This window comes from Bradyrhizobium sp. 18BD (assembly GCF_054185225.1).
In genome coordinates this window covers 88914-106846 of sequence record NZ_JAVAYL010000030.1, presented here as the reverse complement: position 1 = coordinate 106846, position 17933 = coordinate 88914, and the positions used below count along the sequence as shown (strand labels likewise).

Sequence of the window (17933 nt, the reverse complement as noted above, 5' to 3'; positions counted from 1 at the left end):
CTACCAGGTTGCGGGGCTGCTGCGCAGCAGCCCCGCAACCCGCCCCTAACCCATCAACCCGCCCTGCCGCCTCAAGCGGCAGGCACCTGTCCCTGATTATCGTGTCTCACTACAGGGGTGCAGTTCAGGCGAGCGGCCCCGGATTGCGTTGCGCTCCATCCGGGCTACGCGACAGCCGGTTGTCAGCTCTTCGTGCTCGCAGTCTTGTCGAGCGCGGCGCGCAAGCCTTCGGCGAGCTTGATCGCGTCGTCGTTCGCCCAGAAGTGCATGAAGAAGAGACGCGGCTGTTCGTCCAGCATGTGACTGTGGAGCGCCGTCACCTCGATGCCGTGCGTCCGCAGTGCCAAAATAACCGGATTGACCTCCTCGCCGGTCAACACGAAGTCGCCCGTGATGGCCGCCTTCCCGCCTCCGGTCGGTTGGAAATTGATGCCGATCGCGACGCCCATCGCGCCGACGGGGGTCAACGGCATCCCCTCCTGCATGATCGGATCGCGCCGCTTCACATTGAACTGGTAGACGCCGCCGTTGGCTTGCCCTTTGACGCCGATGATCTGGTCCAGCTTTGCGGTGTCGAGATCGACGGCGGGCGGAGGGCTCGCCGGCGCAGCGACTGTCGGCGGGGTCTTGCTTTCGGCCAGCGCATCGTGAATGGCCGCAGCCAGCTTGACGGGATCGCCGTGTCCGGCGACATGCATGTAGAACGTCGCCGGGCTCGCGCGCAGCAGATGATTGTGCACGGCGGTAATTTCGAGTCCGCTCGCGATCATCTTCGCCATCACCGGATTGATCTCGGTCTCGAGGAGCACGAGGTCACCCATGACCATGACGCCGCCATGCGCCGGCTTGAACGCGACCCAGCCGCCGAGCGCCAATGCCGGCTTGATCGTTACCCCGTCCAAAGTCACGGAGAGGTCTGTGCGGGGGAAACCGTAACGGTGGACATCGTCCGAAACGGTGGGCTTGCGGCCGAGCGTCTCGTCGACCTTCTGCCAATTGATGTCTTGCGCATGCGCCGCCGGGACGATCTGCGTGCAGGCCGATGCCAGGCCCGCGGCAAACGTCAACAAGATGGCTGTGCGGTAGAGTCTTCGCGTTCTCATGGTCATTCTCCCGGTCTCCCTGCCCCCGGTGAATTGCTCGCTCTTGCTCAGGGCATCGCTACCGGGCATCCCTGAGCAGCATAGAGATGCACCGGCCACGAGGACAATGGGCGCGGATCAACCGACGCGCCAAAGAACGTTGGAGCGACTGCCGGTCTGTTGGACGAGATGGAAGCGAATGATCCGGACATGCTGCGCCCTTGGTGACCAGGACGCGATTCTTGGGCATGTCGCCTCGCGGGGAGATCGCATATCCCCGATGTCACAAATTAGATGCCCGCGGGACGGAGCCGTCAACCGGCGTGCCGTGGAGATGCGGTAAAACCTCGTCACAAAGATTTTCACCAATCGAATGGAACGAAGGCCGAGGACGGAAACTCGCCGTGCGGACGCGGCATCTTCACGTCTTGCGATATCCAGACGATCCTGCGTAGAATACTCGGGTGGGGACGAGGCAGACTCCCCGTGAGACTTCGGTCCAAGTCTGCGCAGCACGCAATACGTGGAGCTTGCGCATGGACACCGAACGACAGCCTTTCCGACATTCTCTGGCCATCCTCTCACGCGGCGACGCCACCTCGCGCCGCGAGGCGACCCCACAAAACAGCCGGTTCGTCCGCGTCTTCGAAGCGCTCGCGGCCGTCGGCATCGACGCGCAACCAGCCATCTACGACGAGAGTTTCCCCGACGTCGTCCGCGACCAATTGCTCGGGGTCGATGGCGTGCTCGTCTGGGTCGACCCGATCCATCAGGGCAAGACGCGCGCCGAGCTTGATGTGCTGCTGTGCGACGTCGCGGCGCGAGGCCCATGGGTGAGTGCGCACCCCGATGTCATTCTGAAAATGGGCGTCAAGGAGGTCCTCTATCGAACGCGTCATCTGGGCTGGGGCGCCGACACGCACCGCTACGACACGGTTGCGGCCTTCCGGGCGGAATTTCCCGAGCGCGTCCGGGCCAACGGCCCGCGCGTGCTCAAGCAAAATCGCGGCAATGGCGGCCAGGGAGTCTGGAAGGTTGAACGGCTGCCGAATGCAGACGCAACGGTTCGCGTGCTGCATGCGCAGCGCGGCAGCTTTCCCGAGGACATTCCGCTCGAGGCTTTCTTCGCGCGCTGCGAACCCTATTTCGGCTGGGGCGGCTGCATCATCGATCAGCCGTTTCAACCCCGCCTGCCCGACGGGATGATCCGTTGCTACATGAGCGGACCCAAGGTCGCGGGCTTCGGGCATCAATTGATCAAGGCCTTGATCCCGCCGCCGCCGCAAGGACCTGATGCGCCCGAGGCACAACCGGGTCCGCGGATCATGCACGGGCCGGACGCGCCGCAATTCCAGGCGCTGCGGAGGCTGATGGAGGACGAATGGACGCCGCAGATGATGAAGCTGCTGGCGATCGACGAGGCGTCGCTGCCGGTGATCTGGGACGCGGACTTCCTCTACGGGCCGCGCGATGCGGCCGGCGCCGACACCTACGTTCTCTGCGAGATCAATGCGAGCTCGTGCTTCGCAATCCCCGAGGAGGCACCGGCGGCGATCGCACGGACGGTCAGCGAGCGATTGGTGAGCGTGAGCCGATAGTCCGGGTTTGTCGCAGACAGACCACGGTCCGATCATCGCCATGACCGGACTTCAGTCTCGTAGCCTGGATGGAGCCACCGGGTCGGCGCGGAGCGCCGCCCGATGACAGGCTCCGCGCAATCCGGGGTCTTTGTCACAAGCAACACCGGTCCCGGATTTCGCTGCGCTCCATCCGGGCTACGGGACCTCCGCTCAGGCCGACATCGCGCCCTTGCGGCCGAACGGATCGACCAGCCGGACGATCTCGCAGACGGCGACGAGGCCGCCGAGCCAGGCGGCGCTGGTCAGTCCGATCCGCGTCACGATGGCCGCGGTGAAGGCGCCCTCGCCGCCCAGGAACGGCGTCGCGGCCAGCAGCGCCAGCTCGTAGGTCCCATAGGCGGCGACGAGCGTGGCGGCCAGCGTCAAGAACGTGCGGCCCCGCGGCAGCGCGCGGAGCAACGCGGATGAGACGGCCGTGGCCACCAGCGCGGCGGCGCCGATGACAAAACCCCAGGCGATGGTGCTGCCATCGACGGGATAATGCAGCACGCCAAAGCCGATGCTCTGGTTCACCAGCCAGGCGCCGATGACGACGAGCAGCGCCGGACGTAGCGGCAGCATCGCGGCGGCGATAACGGCGAAGGCGGCGAACGGCGTCGCGCAGGCGAACGCAAAGCTTGCCAGCGCACATGCCACCGTCAGCAGCGCAAAGCCGAACATCGGCGCAAGGCGGGGTGTCACCGGATGCAGCCGGACGCGGTCGCCGAGGGACGGCAGGATGTCGAGAGCCATAGATGATCTCCTTCTGTTTGAAGTCTAGTCGATTTGAGGGCCTGTGACAGCCCCATCGCGTGTCAGAACGTGGCGCCGGCCTTGAGCAGGTAGGTGCGGCCGGGCAGCGGATAGGCGCTGAAGCGGCCGTCGGTAAACGTGCTGGCGATGGCATAGTCGTAGTAGAGCGCGTTCAGCACGTTGTTGACGCTGAGCGACCAGAAATAGCGCTCGACCTGGCCGCTGAGCTTGAGGTCGATCGTGCCATTGGCGGGGATCGGCTTCTGGGTTCCCGCCTGGTCATTGTCCATGCGCCGCTCGCTCCAGAAGCGCGCGGTGGCGTCGAGCACGACATAGTTCTGCCAGATGTTCCAGGTGACGCCGGCACTTGCGGTGTAGCGCGACACCAGCGGCACGTCGTTGCCGGCCCAGACGCCTTCGCGGAACACGGCCCGCGTCACGGCCATGCCGGAGCGCAGCAGCAGCGTGTCATTGACGCGAAAGGACAGGCTGGTCTCCGAGCCGTAGCGGCGGGTCGGGTCGAGATTGGTGTTGTAGAACAGGACCGGATTGAAATGGATCTCGTTGGTGAGGTCCATCAGGTAGAGACTGCTCTGGAACTGCAAGCCGCCGCCCTTGATGCGCAGCCCGCCCTCGACGTCCTGCGAGGTCTGGGTCTTGAGCTGGAATGTCTGCGGGAGCGAAGCAAAGGTCACGGGATCGAACGACGGGCCCGACGACACACGCTCGTCGACATCAGGTGTGCGGAAGGCCCGCGCGGCACGGCCGAACAGCGAGAACATGTCATCGAGACGATGCTCGGCCCCAAGATGCAGCGCATATTGGGTCTCGTTGCTCGTGAGCCGGAGCGCGCCGATATCGGCGTTGAACGGAGCTGCCGCATCGAAATTGTCGCGCGCGGAAAGACTGATGCTCTGCACCCGCGCGCCGTAGGAGATGTCGGTGGTGGGCGCAACACCCAGCGCATGCTGGAAATAGCCCGCGACCGTCTGCTGCCGGAGGTCGTAATTGTGCCACGGTGCAAGCCTCTGCCCGGCGCCGCGGTTCTGCTGAAAGCTCGCATCGTAATAGTCGATGCCGGTCAGGAGTTGCGACGGCATGCCGAAGGCAAGGCTCTTCACGCTGAGGCGCGGCGTGATCGACCATGTCGTGAGGTCGGCATCGACATAGGTCGATGTGAAGAGAGCCGGGACCGGCGCCGGACTCGAGAAGAAGGCACTCTGCTGCTTCTTGTCGCGCACGCCGCCGTCGACGATGAGATCGACGCCGTTGACCAGCATCTTGGTGAATCCCGCGGTCGCACTATAACCTTGCTGGTTGGCGTAGTTGAAGGGTGTGCTCGTTCCCCGCCGGCTGGTTGCGAGCTCGTCGAGGCCGATGGAGGGATCGACGGTGCGGCCGCCGGGCAACCGCAGTTCCTGATTGTCGCCGGTGACGGTGAGGAAGGCGGTCAGGCCGGGCGTGGTGTAATTGAGATTGCCGACGCCGTTCTCCTGAACATAGCGATTGTTGTCGCGGTAGCCGTCGGTCCTGACGGCGTTGCCGTAAAACGAGGTCGACCACGGGCCTGAATTGAGCGAGGTCGAGACATTGCCGAGCGTTGTTTTGAACGCGCCGAAGCCAGCCTCGATGCGTGCGGTCACGGGCGGTCCGCCGACGCCGTTTTTGGTGACGATGTTGATGACACCGCCGACCGCGTTGTCGCCGTAGAGCACCGCGCCGGAATTGCCGCGGGTGATCTCGATCCGCTCGATGGAATTGAGCGGAATGGTGGAGAGGTCCACCTGCGCCATGTCGATGTCGTTGAGCCGCCGTCCGTTGACCAGCACCAGCGTGTTGGCGGTGGCAAAGGCGCCGAAGCCGCGCAAATCCACGCTGGTCCTGGCGGCGACCGGCCCGCCATAGAGCGTCGTGAGCTGGGCGCCCGGGACTTGCGTCGCAATGATCTCGGCGAGCGATTGCGACGGCGCATGCGCGATATCTCCCGCCGTGATCACGGTCGTGGCGGCCCCAACGATGCCGCCATAGCCCGCGGCAGCCTCGCTGCCGGAGCCGGATGCCGGTGCTGCTCCGCCTGGGGCGGCACGCGGTGCCGGGCGCCGCCTCATTGTGTTGCGCTCGCCCGTCGCCCTGGCGCGGGTGCGGTTCTGGTCGTCAGGCCTGGTCACTTCGACCGGCGGCAGTTGCTCCGCGGCGGCCTGCTGCGCATGGGCGATGGCGAGATCGAGCGAAGAGAGGGAGACGGACGCGACGAGGCCGGCGCTAAGGCGCCTGGCGGCAGAGACAATACGAGACACGGTTTGAACCTCGGTATGACGTCAGTGGCACGTCACAGCGAACGAGGTTTTCGGAGCGATCGATTGCTCCGGTGAAACCAATGTCTGTACTCCCCGACCGACATCTTCGCGTGTGACCACGGCTGACGGCAGGTCTCCTGGCTCGCGGGTCGTTACCGCTCCGTCGCCTTCCCAGGACCGAGATTCCCAGTGGCATGAGACGAAGGATTCACCGCTTACAGTTGCGGGGGCAGCCATGGCATTGAGAAAATCCACATTGGGAAAATCCCGCACCACGTTCCCTTTTGATCTCCGTGAGGAGAACCGTCACGGATCAATCTACGGGGCGGGCAAGCAGAGAGTCAATCGGCCGGTTGCATGGGCGTCGAAGCACCGCACCGAAGATTGCGCTGGCGCAATCAGGCCGGCTCCCTCTCGCCATGCGTCGTGATCATCGCCCGCTCGCCGGCATCGACTAGCTGGCTGATGCCGGTTCGACCTGCGAGCGCGCAGCGAATGATGTTCTCGGCAACCGATTTGCGGAAGCCATGGTCCTCGCCGCCGGGGCGATTGCGGCAGACCCGGTCCAGCGCCAGCTTCATGTTGATCCGTGTGCGGGTGTCGAAATGCTCGCTGATCATTCGCATGGCCTCGATCACGTTGATGACGAGGCGGAAACGCCCCGGCATCGGCCGGGTTCCAAGAATGGATCGTGCTACGCTGCGTTGGTTACGCCCGCCCTCTTGACTTCAAGACGGGCGAGCTACGCCCGCCCTCTTGGCCGCTGCGCCTGGGCCCAGGCCGCCGTGACATCATGCGGGGGAACGTCAATGCGCTTGATCGGGGTCAGCTCGCCGGATGCGGAGATGATCACGGTTTCCTCGCGGCGGCAGCGTGGGCAGACGAAGCGGACTTCGTACGGCTGCGCCGACCAGCTCGAGCGTTTCACATTGGCTGCCATCGGCCATGCCTCGCACTGCGAGCATGACACCAGAAACCGACCGGGATCGAGCATACCCATTCCAAAGGACTCCGCGTCCTGCCCGCCCCCTTCAATGACTAACCCATGTGAATCGTTCCGGTGCTCCCGCACCGTCAGCACGGAACCGTCCCCTCAGTGCGCGCCCTTGAGGGTGCAGGAGGTGGTGCAGGTCACGGTGGTGCCGTGGTCACACGCCTTGCAGGCTGCCACGCACTGGTTCATGTCGCGGGGATTGTAGGAGCTGTAATTCCGCGCCGGGCAGGCAGCGGTGGAGCCGGTGATGTCCTGTCCCGGATTGCAGGCCGCCGTCATCAGCGCGAGGATGAGTACTGCAACAACACGCATGGGATCGCCCTGCAAGAAACGCCGCCAAGGCGGCGACCACGAGGCACGTTGTGTTGCAACGGACCCCGGCATTCCCATCGCAAGGAACGACGCAACGCAGCGTGCCCTCGCATCCCCAGGATGCGCGCCAAACGTTAAAAACGGCTTTCGGCCGCGCAGCGCCCGCAAGCCTGCGATGGTTGCTCGCATCCTGCAGCGGGTTGCATGTCCGGGGCTTACGTCAGGCCACGACCTCGCGCTCGCAGCCAGAAGCAACCGCTGTTCAAGCAGCAGCCTCTAGGCAACGACCGTTTTAGCAACAGCCATTTAAGCAGCAGACATTTAAGCCGCAGCCATTTAAGCAGCAGCCCTGGACGCGACCGCGCGCCGCGTCTCGTTCGCCAGCTCGTAATAGTGCCCGGCGAGCTTGAGATAGAATTCCCGCTTGTTGCTTTCGGTGGCGAGCTTGGCGATCAACTCACATTCGGCCGTGAGCGTCTCAAAGCGTTCCAGCCTGTCCTCAAGTTCTGTCATCGGCGTGTCCCCATTTAACGCCTTAAGGACACTCAACCTAAGCCCGGCAAATAGGTCACGGCAAACATCGTTATGGACTAGTATCAATTATTCCGGAGTAGTCCGGCTATTTGCTGTCCATCCGCCAGGCCCCGTCCCAATCGGCCGCCGGCGGGCTCGACACGAACTCGCCGATGCGGGCGAGCATGGTCCGCGATGGGCCGTCGCCCGGCACGCTCTCCAGCGCGGCGTTGAAGGCCGCGCGAGCCTCGTCGAAGCGGCGGTCGCGATAGGCGGCAAGCCCCTCGGCATAGTGCTTGCGCAGAGCCTCTTGTGCCCCGGCCAGCGCGCCTGCCCTGCCCATCACCTCGAAGATCGCCTGCGGCGCGCTCTGGCCGGCGACCGCCAGGCGATCGATCTCGCGCAGCTCGAGATGCGCGCCGATCGCGTCGGCCGTCGCCTGTGCGATCAGGATGCGGGTACCGTAGACCTTGTTGACCAGTTCGAGCCGCGAGGCGAGGTTCACGGCATCGCCCATCACGGTAAAACTCATCATCAGCTCGGAGCCGATGCTGCCGGTCAGGACCTCGCCGGTGGCGATGCCGATGCGCAGGTCGCAAGGAGCCGGCATGGCGCGGATGCCGAGCAGGTCGGGCAATTGCTTCTGCAGCGCCGGCACCTGGTCGGCCATGTCGATGGCCGCATTGCCGGCAAGCAACGCCGGCTCGCTCTCCTCGATGAAGGGCGGGCCCCAATAGGCCATGATGGCGTCGCCGATATATTTGTCGATGACGCCGCGATGGCTGCGGATCGGCGCGGACATCACCGTGAAGTAGCGGTTCATCACCTTGACGAGGCCGTGCGGGGTCATGCCCTCGCTCATCGAGGTGAAGCCGCTCATGTCGCAGAACATGATCGTCATCACCCGCCGCTGGCCGTCGATGGCGACCTCCGGCCGGTCGATCAGCCCCTGCACCACCTTGGGGTCGATGTAGCGGCCAAAGGTCTCGCGGATGCGCTCGTTGTGCCTGAGCTGCTCGACCATGCGGTTGAAGGCGGCGGCGAGCTCGCCGATCTCGTCCTGGGTCGAGACGGTGATGGGCTTGTCGAAGCGACCGGCCTCGACCTCACGGGTGCCGGCGAGCAGCAGGCGCACCGGGCGCGTGATGCCACTCGAGACCAGCAGCGCAAAGGCAAATCCGACCACCGCCGCGAGGATCGTAATGACAGCCGAGATGATGATCGTCTGATGCTGGCGCCCGATCACCGTCGATGTTGAGGAGAAGACCTGCTTGAGCATGTCGGCGCGAATGCCGTCGATCCTCTGATTGAACTGGTCGCGCAGGGCGTCCAGATGCTCCAGCGTGCCGCGCGCCTCCGGCATCTGCTTGGCATCGATCTGCTTGAGAAGCGTTGCGTGCGCCTCGGTCATGCCCTGGCGCAGCTCGGTGACGGCGGTGTCGATGCGGGTGTCGATCCGCGCCAGCGCGGCATTGTCCGAGGGCGTCCTGGTATCGTCGATGATCGCGTTGATGTGGCTGCGCGCGTTCGAAGTCTCCTGCTCGATCCTGCGGTCGGCTTCCTCGAACTCTTTCAATCGCGCCGCATAGGCCTCCTCGTCGGGAGCCTCCTGCATCTTCATCATGACCATGCGCCGCAGCGCCACCGACCGCTCCAGCGAGCGGATATTGGCGCGCGCGAGATCGCCATAGGCCGGGATGTAGCGGTTCGTCAGCTCGTCCAGGAGGACGCCGACCTGGCTCGACATCACCATCGACAGGATCGAGGTGACCAGCATCAGGATGATCAATCCGAGGGCGATGCCGACGATCTTGCGCCGGATCGACTGGTTGAAAAGTGGCATGAGCGACGGGATAAAGGGCTGAAAGGACCGGCTGGGAACTCAATACACCGGATTTGGCGGTGGGAACACGCGCAATCTGGCCCTCGCGGCGCCCCTGACCGCACACAACCGTCGCGCGGGCCCTATTCGTTAACAAAGGTTAAAGCCATTACCCTTTCCGTCATTTCGGAAGTTCCCGAGTTCCCATCCGTATTTTGCCGCATTGTTGAACGAGCGTGAGGAATGCGAAACGATGTCATGACATCGTTTGGTGGTGTCGTTCTGATTCTCAAGCCGCATGTCGTCGCGGACCTTGGTTTGTAGTGGTTTCGCAGGGGGACCATCGAATGAACCAGTGCCTACGCTCGCTCGCGTGTGTCGTTGCCGTGGCCGCATTGGCCCTCCTTCCTACTGAGCTGGCAGCGAAGAGCAGTCACAAATCGTCGGCGTCGAAGAAAACGCATGAGGCGAAAGCCGGCGGCAAGCAGCGTCACGCTGCCGCGAAATCGCGCCACGGCAAGCATGCCGACGCCAAGCGCAAGTCCAAGAAGGACGATGAGGTTTCGGACAAGCCGGCGGCACCGCCGCTCACCGGCGATCTCGCCGCGCTGAAGGACGCCATCGATCTCGCGCGCAAGGGCAAGAGCGACGATGCGAGCGCGGCGCGCGACCGCATCGCCGACCCTGCCGGCCAGAAGCTCGCCGACTGGTTCATGCTGCGCCATTCCGAGAGCACCGCGCCATTCAAGCGCTACGCCGGCTTCCTCGCCGCCAATCCGGACTGGCCGAGCAGCGCCCTGCTCCGTCGCCGCGCCGAGGCGCGGCTGTGGCAGGAGAAGAGCGATGCCGCCACCGTGCACAAATTCACCATGGACCGGCCGACCAGCGCCAAGGGCAAGTTCGCGCTCGCCCGCGTGCTGCTGGGCGAAGGCGACAGCGACCGGGCCACGCGCCTGGTGCGTGAGGCCTGGCGGACGGAGGAATTGTCCGAGCACAGCGAAGAGGATTCCTACGAGGCCTTCCACGATCTCCTGACTGCTGAGGATCACCGCGCCCGCATGGACAAGCGGCTCGGCGCCAAGGACTATGCCGGCGCAAGGCGCGTGGCAAAACGGCTCGGCGAGGATGCGCTCGCGATCGTCAAGGCCTGCGCGGCCGTCACCGGCAAGGCGAACAAGGCCAAGGACTATCTCGACGACGTCTCGACTGAAGCGCGCCGCGATCTCGGCTATGTCCTCTGCCGTGCGCAATGGCATATCCAGAACGACCGCATCGACGACGCAGCCGAGGTGATCCTCGCCGCCGCGCCCGACATGATGGCAGCACAGGACACCGACGCCTGGTGGCGCGAGCGCCGCCTGCTGGCGCGAAAGCTGCTCGACCAGGGCAAGTCCAGGACCGCCTACGACGTGGTGCGCGCGGCAGCCGTGCCGGCGATGGAGGTCTACCGCGTCGACTATCATTTCATGTGCGGCTGGATCGCGCTGCGCTATCTCGACGATCCCAAGACGGCGATGGTGCATTTCGCTGCGATCGACGAAGGCTCGGCCAACCCGATCGCGCTGTCGCGCGCCCATTACTGGCGCGGCCGCGCCGCCGAAGCCATGGGTGCAACCGCCGATGCACGCATGAGCTACAAGGCCGCGGCGCGCTATTCGACCGCCTACTACGGCCAGCTTGCACGCGCAAAGCTCGGCATCGACCGCATCGAGCTGCGCCCGCCCTCGCCGGTGCTGGCCGCAGCCGACACGCCGGCCTCGGATGAGCGCGTGCGCGCCGCCGACATGCTCTACGGCATCGGCGAGCGCGACATGGTGTTCTATTATGCCGAGGATTTCGCCAAGGAGAGCACCGATGTCGCCGCGCTCGAAGCGCTCGGCGAGCTCGCCGGCCGGCGCAACGACGCGCGCGTCATGCTGGAGGTCGGCAAGTCGGCGCTGGCGCGCGGGTTCGCGCTCGACCATTACGCCTTCCCGACCATCGGCATCCCCGAGCACAAGCAGGTCGCGCCCGCGATCGAGACCAGCGTGATCTATTCGGTGGCGCGCACCGAGAGCTCGTTCGACCAGCGCGACAAGTCGGCGGCGAACGCGGTCGGCCTGATGCAGGTGACGCCGGAAGCCGGACGCGACACCGCAAAACGCTTCGGCCTGACCTATGACTGGGACAAGATGGTCTCGGATCCCGTCTACAACACGCAGATGGGCGCGGCCGAGCTCAGCGCGCTGCTGTCGGAATATCGCGGCAACCAGATCATGACGTTCGCCGGCTACAATGCCGGCCGCGGCCGGGTGCGCGAATGGGTGCAGGCACGCGGCGACCCGCGCGACCCCAATGTCGATCCGATCGACTGGGTCGAGCGGATTCCGCTGTCGGAGACGCGCAACTACGTCCAGCGCGTGATGGAGAACGTGCTGGTCTACCGCGCGCGGTTCGAGGGCAGCGGCATGGTCGCCGACAAGAGCGATCAGCGCGTGGTGACGCACGAAGTCAGCGCAACGGCACCCGTGGCGGCCGCAGCACCCGCTCCCTAGTCGACGCCACCGGGGCTGGACGCGGCGTCTGCCAGGTCACGTTGCTGCGGCTTCCGCGCGGGTACGATCGCGCAGCTAGGTGTCACCTCCTTCCGTCGTGATCAGGTCGCGACCGTCCAAATATGCGCCGGTCAAAACTCTCGCGAAGGTCCAGACCTGTATCGTGTAGCTCCAGCACGAAACGGCACTCAGCACCGCCAACATCTCGATCATGTTTCCGGCGGCGTTCCCGGCAGCCGGCTCTCTGTGCCCAGGCATCGACCAGGGCATCAACAGCGTCACGAATTCGCCCCGGCGGTAACAGTCATAGTCACAGTAGCGGCGCTGTGTCCGCACATGCCGGACATAGCCGGACCGGATCGACCGCGAGCACGTGCTGCACGTCGCCGCGCTTGGCGGGGGCTCGTGATTGACCAGCATGAACTTCATGAAGCCGCCCTCACGCGATCTTTCGCCAGGGCCTCGCAGAACATCGCGTAGCATTGATAATCGCAGTACGGCAGACGGGTCGGCATCTCGCGGAGATAGCTGCCGCTGATCGGCTCGCAGCACTGCATGCACCGCGCCTGCCGGAACGGGGTCCGGCCGTTCACCAGCACGAACGCGAATCTCATGTGGCACCTCCCAGAGCGAAGCAGTAAACGCCGTCCAACGGAGACAGTGCTGGCGGTGGAGCGCAAAGATGGTTTCGGCCGTCCGGATTGTCCCTGTTTCGCTCCACTTTTTGCGGCGGGACCGGAATGTATCTTCCGTCCTCCCTGCGCCGCGCATAGATCTGGCCGTCGACGTACTTGATGTCGGTCGGATAGCAGTCAGCGCTGTTGCAGCAGCTGAGACTCGGATTATCCGGCATGTGCCAGGTCGAATAGAACTTTTCGTGCAGGCCCTGGTCCTGGGGTGGGTGCTGGCGATGAACGGCGCCGTGCCCGGTCTCCTGCGCCTGGACCGTCGCGGTGGAGCAGAAGAGAACGATCGAGCACAAGAGCTTGCATGGGCGGTTCAAGGCACGGGCTCCCGGATCAGAGCTTCGGAACGATGTCAGCTCTCCAATTCAGGCTTATGCGAACTGCGCCCGGAACAACCACCGGCGGTCGCGTTCGCGGCGTGTGCGGAAACGATCGACACACTTCTTGGAGCAGAGCGCCGTGCGCCACGAGTAGTGGCGGATCAAACCAAATTTGCCGCCACACACCGCACAGCCATTGACTGAAGAGCCCCCTTCGGACTCGGATAGGCCACGCTCAGGAAGTACGGATGCATCACACATTGCTGTCTCCCACTGTTGCTTGCGCCTTTGCCAGTTCGTTCCGTTCGACCTCTCGCAGGTCGCGAATTGCGACGATCGCGGTTGCGTGTCGAGAATTGCGGTGGCTCCGTCCTTGATCGTGCCTGTCGGTAAGACCTCGGCTTCAGACCGGCTCTCGTGCACGCGCTACGATCGGCTGGTCGACACTCCCGATTGGTCGTGAGGGTAGTCTGCCCGGCACGAAGCGCTCAATTGTACGGAGGTAAAATGGCCGACATGACTAGGATTACGGGAGCTATACCTAGGTTTGTCCGTAGTCGCCCGGGGCTCCCGAACTCGTCATGTTCAACGAGACCGCGCACGATGCTCCCGCTGCACGGGTACCGTGAAAACTCTGCGGAGAAGCGCCGTTGCCGCGCCGCGCTGGCCAAGGCAGCGAGCGGTCAATCCACAGGCGAGCATCACCCCAATCCGACTTTGGCCGGAATTGCTCCTCTCGCGGCAACGTGCTCTACTCGCGTACAAGCAGAGAGCGCCGGGAGCGTCTGCGATGAAGCCTGGCCGGGCAGCGACGTTCGGGAAGTCAGCCGCGCAATTCCTAGCCGGCTGCGTCAAGCAAACTGTCACCGCTAAGCCGCACACCGAGCCCGATGGCGGCTTGCTCGAAGCGGTCAAGCAGTGGCAGCAAGTCTTCGAGCACAATCCGGTCATGTACTTCATGGTCGATCCGGCCGGAACCGTGATCAACGTGAACACGTTCGGCGCCGCGCAACTGGGCTATACGGCCGCAGAGTTGATCGGCCGATCGGTGCTGGATGTCTTCTTCGCGGAAGATCGCGACTTTGTCCGCGCGTGCGTCGCACTGTGCCTTGAGACCGTCGATCAGTCCCACACCTGGGAGATCCGGAAGGTGCGCAAGGACGGCTCGGTGCTATGGGTGCGCGAGAACGCCAAGTCCATGCTGCGGGCCGATGGCGGACCGATCGTGTTGGTCGCCTGCGAGAACATCACCGAGCGCAAGGAAGCGGAGAATGCTCTGCGACAGAGCGAGGCTTATCTCGCCCAGGCGCAGGAATTGAGCCACACCGGCAGTTTCGGCTGGAGGGCCGCAACCGGCGAGATCACATGGTCCAAGGAGACTTATCGCATCTTCCAATGCGACGAGGGAGCCAAGCCGCGGATTCCCGTCATGCTCCAGCGGATCCATCCGGAGGACCGGCTCGCGGTGGAGCGGACCACGGGTCGGGCGGCGCGCGAGGGAAAAGACTACGATCACGAATATCGGCTCGTGATGCCCGACGGCTCCATCAAGTACGTCCGAGCGGTGGCCCGGGCCACGCGAGATTCCGCCGGTTGCGTCGAGTTCGTCGGATCGGTGACCGACATCACGGCGACCAAGGAGGCAGAGCGCAGGCTGCGCGAGAGCGAACAGCGCTTTCGTGACTATGCCGAAACCGCGTCTGACTGGTTCTGGGAGACGGGGCCAGACCACCGCGTGACCCTGGTATCAGAACACTCCTATACCGTCACCGCCCCCATGGGCCTGATCGGGCTCACGCGTTGGGACATTGCTCCGGACGCCGATCTCGAGCCGGAAAAATGGCGACAACATCGGGCGGCGCTCGACGCCCACGTTCCATTCCGCGACCTGGTGTATCGCAGCAAGGACCGCAACGGGCAGCAGATCTATGTCCGGACCAGCGGCAAGCCGTTCTTCGATGCCGGCGGGAATTTTCTGGGTTATCGTGGCGTCTGCACCGACGTGACCGCGGCCATCCGGGCCGATCAGGCCGAAGACGCGTTGCGCAAGGCCCAAGCCGAACTCGCCCATGTGACACGCGTCACGACATTGGGTGAACTGACCGCTTCAATCGCCCATGAAATCAACCAGCCTCTCGCTGCAGTGATCGCAAACGCCGATGCCTGTCTTGCCTGGCTGCAGCGCAGTCCGCCCGATCTCAAGGCGGCGCGCCGCTCCGTGGAGTGGATCACCGAGGACGGCAAGCGTGCCAGCGACGTGATCCGTCACGTTCGGGCGCTCGCCAAGCGGACCGAAATCGAGATGGTTCCGCTCGACGCGAACCTGGTCGTGCGCGAGGCCGTCGCGCTTGTTCAGCGCGAAATGGCCAGCCACGCCGTATCGGTGCGAATGGAGCTGTCATCGGGCCTGCCCAAAATCTTTGGCGATCGGATCCAACTGCAGCAGGTCCTGATCAACCTGATCATGAACGGGATCGAGGCCATGGAAGACGTCCATGACCGCCCGCGCGAGCTGGCGATCCGCTCGGCAGCGGACGGCGAAGGCGCGATTCTGGTGAGCGTCGCCGATCGCGGCGTTGGCATCGGTGAACAGGCGATAGACCGCCTGTTCACGCCGTTCTTCACCACGAAGTCCGGCGGCATGGGCATGGGGCTGTCGATCTGCCGCTCCATCATCGAGACCCATGGCGGACGACTTTCCGCCGCTCCGAACCAGTCGGGCGGCGCGACGTTTCAGATCACCCTGCCCCTCCATCGAGAGGAAGCATCGTGACCGAGCGCATGGAGCCTTCGCCGCCGCCGGAGAACGCCGATCAGCCGATCGTCTTCGTCGTCGATGACGACGCCTCGATGCGCCGCGCGCTCACCAACCTCTTCGAGTCGGTCGGCCTCAAGGTCGAAGCGTTCGGCTCGGCGCCGCAGCTCCTCCAGGCCAAGCCGCCGCAAGTGCCCAGTTGCCTCGTGCTCGACATCCGCCTGCCCGGAGCCAGCGGCCTTGACCTGCAGTCCGATCTTGCCAAGGCCAATATCCACACGCCCATTATCTTCATTACCGGTCACGCCGATATTCCCATGACCGTTCGGGCCATGAAAGGCGGCGCGATCGATTTCCTGACCAAGCCGGTCCGCGACCAGGACATCCTGGACGCAGTCCAGGCCGCCATCGAGCGAGACCGCAAGCGTCGCGATCTCAATAAGACGGTCTCGGACGTCAGATCACGCTTCGAGTCACTCAGCTCGCGGGAGCGCGACGTATTGGCACTGGTGACATCAGGCCTGATGAACAAGCAAGTGGCCGCCCAACTCGGATTGGCGGAAATCACCGTCAAGATCTATCGCGGCCATATCATGCGCAAAATGGGCGCGAAGTCCCTGGCCGACCTCGTGAGAATGAGTGAGGCGCTCGGGATTCGGCCCAGCCGGTCCGACGTACAAACCTAAGTATGAGTTTGCAATGGTGAGTGGCAGGTCCACCTTGCATGGTGAGGTTGGGCCGTAGCGACGGCAAGCGCAATCCCCGGGCGAGGAGCGGACGTCTTGTCAGCGGCTTCGGTCATTTCGGTGCTTGATGACGACCCCTACGTGCGGGCGGCGATCAACAATCTCCTGGAATCGCGCGGGTATATCGTCCACACATTCGCCTCCGCCGACGAGTTTTTGAGCTCGAGAGATTCCAACCGTACCTCCTGCGTCGTCGCCGACGTGCAGATGCCGTTCAAGACCGGAATCGATCTGTTGGCGCAGATGCGCACGCAGGGTTCGGCTACGCCGTTCATCTTGATCACGGCTTTCCCCGACGAGAGCCTTCGCATGCGTGCGCTCAAGGCCGGAGCAACCTGTTTTCTCGGAAAGCCGTTCGCCCCCGCGGAGTTCATGCAATGCCTCGAGCAGGCGCTGGCAGCAGGCGACAAGATCATGGAGTAATTGCCCGGCGGCCACCGAAGGCGATGCTGGACCGCGACGATGACCGCCGACATGGGAGAAGCACGCCGCGCGCCTCAGTCCACCTTGATGTTCGCCGCCTTGATCATCGGCCACCATTTGGCGATCTCGGCCTTTTGCCGCGCGCCGAGCGCCTCCGGCGTGAGCTGGTCCTGCGGCGTCATCTCCAGGCCCTGACTTTCGAGCTGCTTCTTCACGGCGGGATCGTTCAAGGCCTCTACGGCCGCGGCGTTGAGCTTGGTGACGATCTCCTTCGGCGTGCCCTTCGGCACCCACATGCCCGACCACAGCGTCATGTTGAAGCCTTTCAGGCCCGCCTCCTCCGCGGTCGGAATCTCCGGCGCCGAGGCGAGGCGCTTGTCGTCGGTGATGGCGTAGGCGCGGATGGTGCCGGCACGGACCTGGTTGATGGAGTTGGAGGTCTGGTCGACGATGACGTCGATCTGGCCGGCGATGAGATCGTTCAGCGCCGGCGCGGTGCCGCGATACGGCACGTATTGCAGCTTGATGCCGGAGACGCTCTCGAAATAGACGCCGGCGATGTGGCTGCCGGAGCCCGCACCGGCGGTGCCGGCGGTCGGCGGCGACGGCCGCGATTTCAGCCACTCCAGCAGCTCCTTCAGCGAAGTCGCGGGCACCGCGTTCTTGCTGACCACGATCATCGGATTGCTCGGCAGCAGCACCACTGGCTCGAGGTCGGCGACGAGGTCGTATTTGAGCTTGTAGACGGCACCGTTGGCGACGTGGGTGCCGAGATGGCCGAAGGAGATGGTGTATCCATCAGGCGGCGATTGCACGGCGCGGCCGACGCCGATCGAGCCGCCCGCGCCAGTGACGTTCTCGATCACCAGCGGCTGGCCGAGCGAGACGCGCATCCGTTCGGCGAGCACCCGCGCCATCGCATCCGACGGGCCGCCGGCCGCGAACGGCACGATGATGGTAATGGGGTGCGAGGGATAGTCCTCGGCGCGCGCCGCGCCGGTGACAGCGAGAATACCGATCAGCCCGGCCCAGACGGCCTTCTTCATTGTCTTCTCCCCAACGATGTCGTTCTTGTTT

At 64.4% G+C, this 17933-nt stretch carries 16 protein-coding genes and 1 riboswitch; of the genes, 5 read left to right on the top strand and 11 right to left on the bottom strand.

The genetic code is table 11. The features are described 5' to 3' along the window. Positions 1–182: 182 nt before the first annotated feature. Positions 183–1103 (bottom strand): DUF1259 domain-containing protein, encoded by a 921-nt coding sequence (locus RAD16_RS37460; protein ID WP_458162882.1) that lies wholly within the window; start codon positions 1101–1103, stop codon positions 183–185. Positions 1104–1618: 515 nt separating this feature from the next. Here RAD16_RS37460 and RAD16_RS37455 point away from each other — a divergent pair. Then, the gene (locus RAD16_RS37455) at positions 1619–2680 is read left to right on the top strand and encodes a Cj0069 family protein (RefSeq protein ID WP_458162890.1); all 1062 of its coding nucleotides are present in this window, start codon (positions 1619–1621) and stop codon (positions 2678–2680) included. Positions 2681–2872: 192 nt separating this feature from the next. Here the strand turns inward: RAD16_RS37455 and RAD16_RS37450 are convergent, their stop codons facing one another. The 7 genes from RAD16_RS37450 to RAD16_RS37420 form a co-directional block, all read right to left on the bottom strand. Beyond that, entirely contained in the window at positions 2873–3454 is a 582-nt protein-coding gene (locus RAD16_RS37450; protein ID WP_458162881.1) for a hypothetical protein, read from the bottom strand. Between the two features lie 62 nt (positions 3455–3516). Next, the gene (locus RAD16_RS37445) at positions 3517–5751 is read right to left on the bottom strand and encodes a TonB-dependent receptor (RefSeq protein ID WP_458162880.1); all 2235 of its coding nucleotides are present in this window, start codon (positions 5749–5751) and stop codon (positions 3517–3519) included. 110 nt (positions 5752–5861) lie between these two features. Continuing rightward, positions 5862–6074, bottom strand: a riboswitch (cobalamin riboswitch). Between the two features lie 75 nt (positions 6075–6149). After that, a complete protein-coding gene (locus RAD16_RS37440; RefSeq protein ID WP_458162879.1) occupies positions 6150–6419 on the bottom strand; it encodes a hypothetical protein in 270 nt (89 codons plus the stop codon). Positions 6420–6493: 74 nt separating this feature from the next. Beyond that, entirely contained in the window at positions 6494–6751 is a 258-nt protein-coding gene (locus tag RAD16_RS37435) for a hypothetical protein (RefSeq protein WP_458162878.1), read from the bottom strand. A 93-nt stretch (positions 6752–6844) separates the two neighbouring features. After that, positions 6845–7057, bottom strand: coding sequence for a hypothetical protein (locus RAD16_RS37430; protein ID WP_458162877.1), 213 nt, complete (start codon positions 7055–7057; stop codon positions 6845–6847). Between the two features lie 336 nt (positions 7058–7393). After that, positions 7394–7570, bottom strand: a complete 177-nt coding sequence (locus tag RAD16_RS37425) for a hypothetical protein (RefSeq protein WP_458162876.1) — start codon at positions 7568–7570, stop codon at positions 7394–7396. Between the two features lie 106 nt (positions 7571–7676). Continuing rightward, complete coding sequence (locus tag RAD16_RS37420; RefSeq protein ID WP_458162875.1) at positions 7677–9413, bottom strand: adenylate/guanylate cyclase domain-containing protein; 1737 nt, start codon at positions 9411–9413, stop codon at positions 7677–7679. Positions 9414–9739: 326 nt separating this feature from the next. Between RAD16_RS37420 and RAD16_RS37415 the strand changes: the two genes are divergently transcribed. Next, on the top strand, positions 9740–11926 hold the full coding sequence (locus tag RAD16_RS37415; protein ID WP_458162874.1) for a lytic transglycosylase domain-containing protein: 2187 nt from the start codon (positions 9740–9742) through the stop codon (positions 11924–11926). A gap of 75 nt (positions 11927–12001) precedes the next feature. On the opposite strand, the gene RAD16_RS37410 is transcribed toward RAD16_RS37415, so the two are convergent. Both RAD16_RS37410 and RAD16_RS37405 read right to left on the bottom strand, forming a co-directional pair. Then, positions 12002–12355, bottom strand: coding sequence for a hypothetical protein (locus tag RAD16_RS37410; RefSeq protein WP_458162873.1), 354 nt, complete (start codon positions 12353–12355; stop codon positions 12002–12004). Then, complete coding sequence (locus RAD16_RS37405; protein ID WP_458162872.1) at positions 12352–12540, bottom strand: hypothetical protein; 189 nt, start codon at positions 12538–12540, stop codon at positions 12352–12354. The genes RAD16_RS37410 and RAD16_RS37405 overlap by 4 nt, the downstream gene beginning before the upstream one ends. A 1182-nt stretch (positions 12541–13722) precedes the next feature. Between RAD16_RS37405 and RAD16_RS37400 the strand changes: the two genes are divergently transcribed. The 3 genes from RAD16_RS37400 (at position 13723) to RAD16_RS37390 (ending at position 16856) form a co-directional block, all read left to right on the top strand. Beyond that, positions 13723–15705 (top strand): PAS domain-containing sensor histidine kinase, encoded by a 1983-nt coding sequence (locus RAD16_RS37400; RefSeq protein WP_458162871.1) that lies wholly within the window; start codon positions 13723–13725, stop codon positions 15703–15705. An 8-nt stretch (positions 15706–15713) separates the two neighbouring features. Then, positions 15714–16373, top strand: a complete 660-nt coding sequence (locus tag RAD16_RS37395) for a response regulator transcription factor (RefSeq protein ID WP_458162889.1) — start codon at positions 15714–15716, stop codon at positions 16371–16373. Between the two features lie 96 nt (positions 16374–16469). Further along, positions 16470–16856 (top strand): response regulator transcription factor, encoded by a 387-nt coding sequence (locus RAD16_RS37390; RefSeq protein WP_458162870.1) that lies wholly within the window; start codon positions 16470–16472, stop codon positions 16854–16856. Between the two features lie 74 nt (positions 16857–16930). Here the strand turns inward: RAD16_RS37390 and RAD16_RS37385 are convergent, their stop codons facing one another. Then, complete coding sequence (locus tag RAD16_RS37385) at positions 16931–17902, bottom strand: tripartite tricarboxylate transporter substrate binding protein BugD (RefSeq protein WP_458162869.1); 972 nt, start codon at positions 17900–17902, stop codon at positions 16931–16933. Positions 17903–17933 lie beyond the last annotated feature (31 nt).

Bases quoted from the DNA above. Each gene is read 5' to 3' on its own strand.
- RAD16_RS37460 (WP_458162882.1), bottom strand. From the start codon at position 1,103: ATGAGAACGCGAAGACTCTACCGCACAGCCATCTTGTTGACGTTTGCC.
- RAD16_RS37455 (WP_458162890.1), top strand. From the start codon at position 1,619: ATGGACACCGAACGACAGCCTTTCCGACATTCTCTGGCCATCCTCTCA.
- RAD16_RS37450 (WP_458162881.1), bottom strand. From the start codon at position 3,454: ATGGCTCTCGACATCCTGCCGTCCCTCGGCGACCGCGTCCGGCTGCAT.
- RAD16_RS37440 (WP_458162879.1), bottom strand. From the start codon at position 6,419: ATGCCGGGGCGTTTCCGCCTCGTCATCAACGTGATCGAGGCCATGCGA.
- RAD16_RS37435 (WP_458162878.1), bottom strand. From the start codon at position 6,751: ATGGGTATGCTCGATCCCGGTCGGTTTCTGGTGTCATGCTCGCAGTGC.
- RAD16_RS37430 (WP_458162877.1), bottom strand. From the start codon at position 7,057: ATGCGTGTTGTTGCAGTACTCATCCTCGCGCTGATGACGGCGGCCTGC.
- RAD16_RS37425 (WP_458162876.1), bottom strand. From the start codon at position 7,570: ATGACAGAACTTGAGGACAGGCTGGAACGCTTTGAGACGCTCACGGCC.
- RAD16_RS37420 (WP_458162875.1), bottom strand. From the start codon at position 9,413: ATGCCACTTTTCAACCAGTCGATCCGGCGCAAGATCGTCGGCATCGCC.
- RAD16_RS37415 (WP_458162874.1), top strand. From the start codon at position 9,740: ATGAACCAGTGCCTACGCTCGCTCGCGTGTGTCGTTGCCGTGGCCGCA.
- RAD16_RS37410 (WP_458162873.1), bottom strand. From the start codon at position 12,355: ATGAAGTTCATGCTGGTCAATCACGAGCCCCCGCCAAGCGCGGCGACG.
- RAD16_RS37405 (WP_458162872.1), bottom strand. From the start codon at position 12,540: ATGAGATTCGCGTTCGTGCTGGTGAACGGCCGGACCCCGTTCCGGCAG.
- RAD16_RS37400 (WP_458162871.1), top strand. From the start codon at position 13,723: ATGAAGCCTGGCCGGGCAGCGACGTTCGGGAAGTCAGCCGCGCAATTC.
- RAD16_RS37395 (WP_458162889.1), top strand. From the start codon at position 15,714: ATGGAGCCTTCGCCGCCGCCGGAGAACGCCGATCAGCCGATCGTCTTC.
- RAD16_RS37385 (WP_458162869.1), bottom strand. From the start codon at position 17,902: ATGAAGAAGGCCGTCTGGGCCGGGCTGATCGGTATTCTCGCTGTCACC.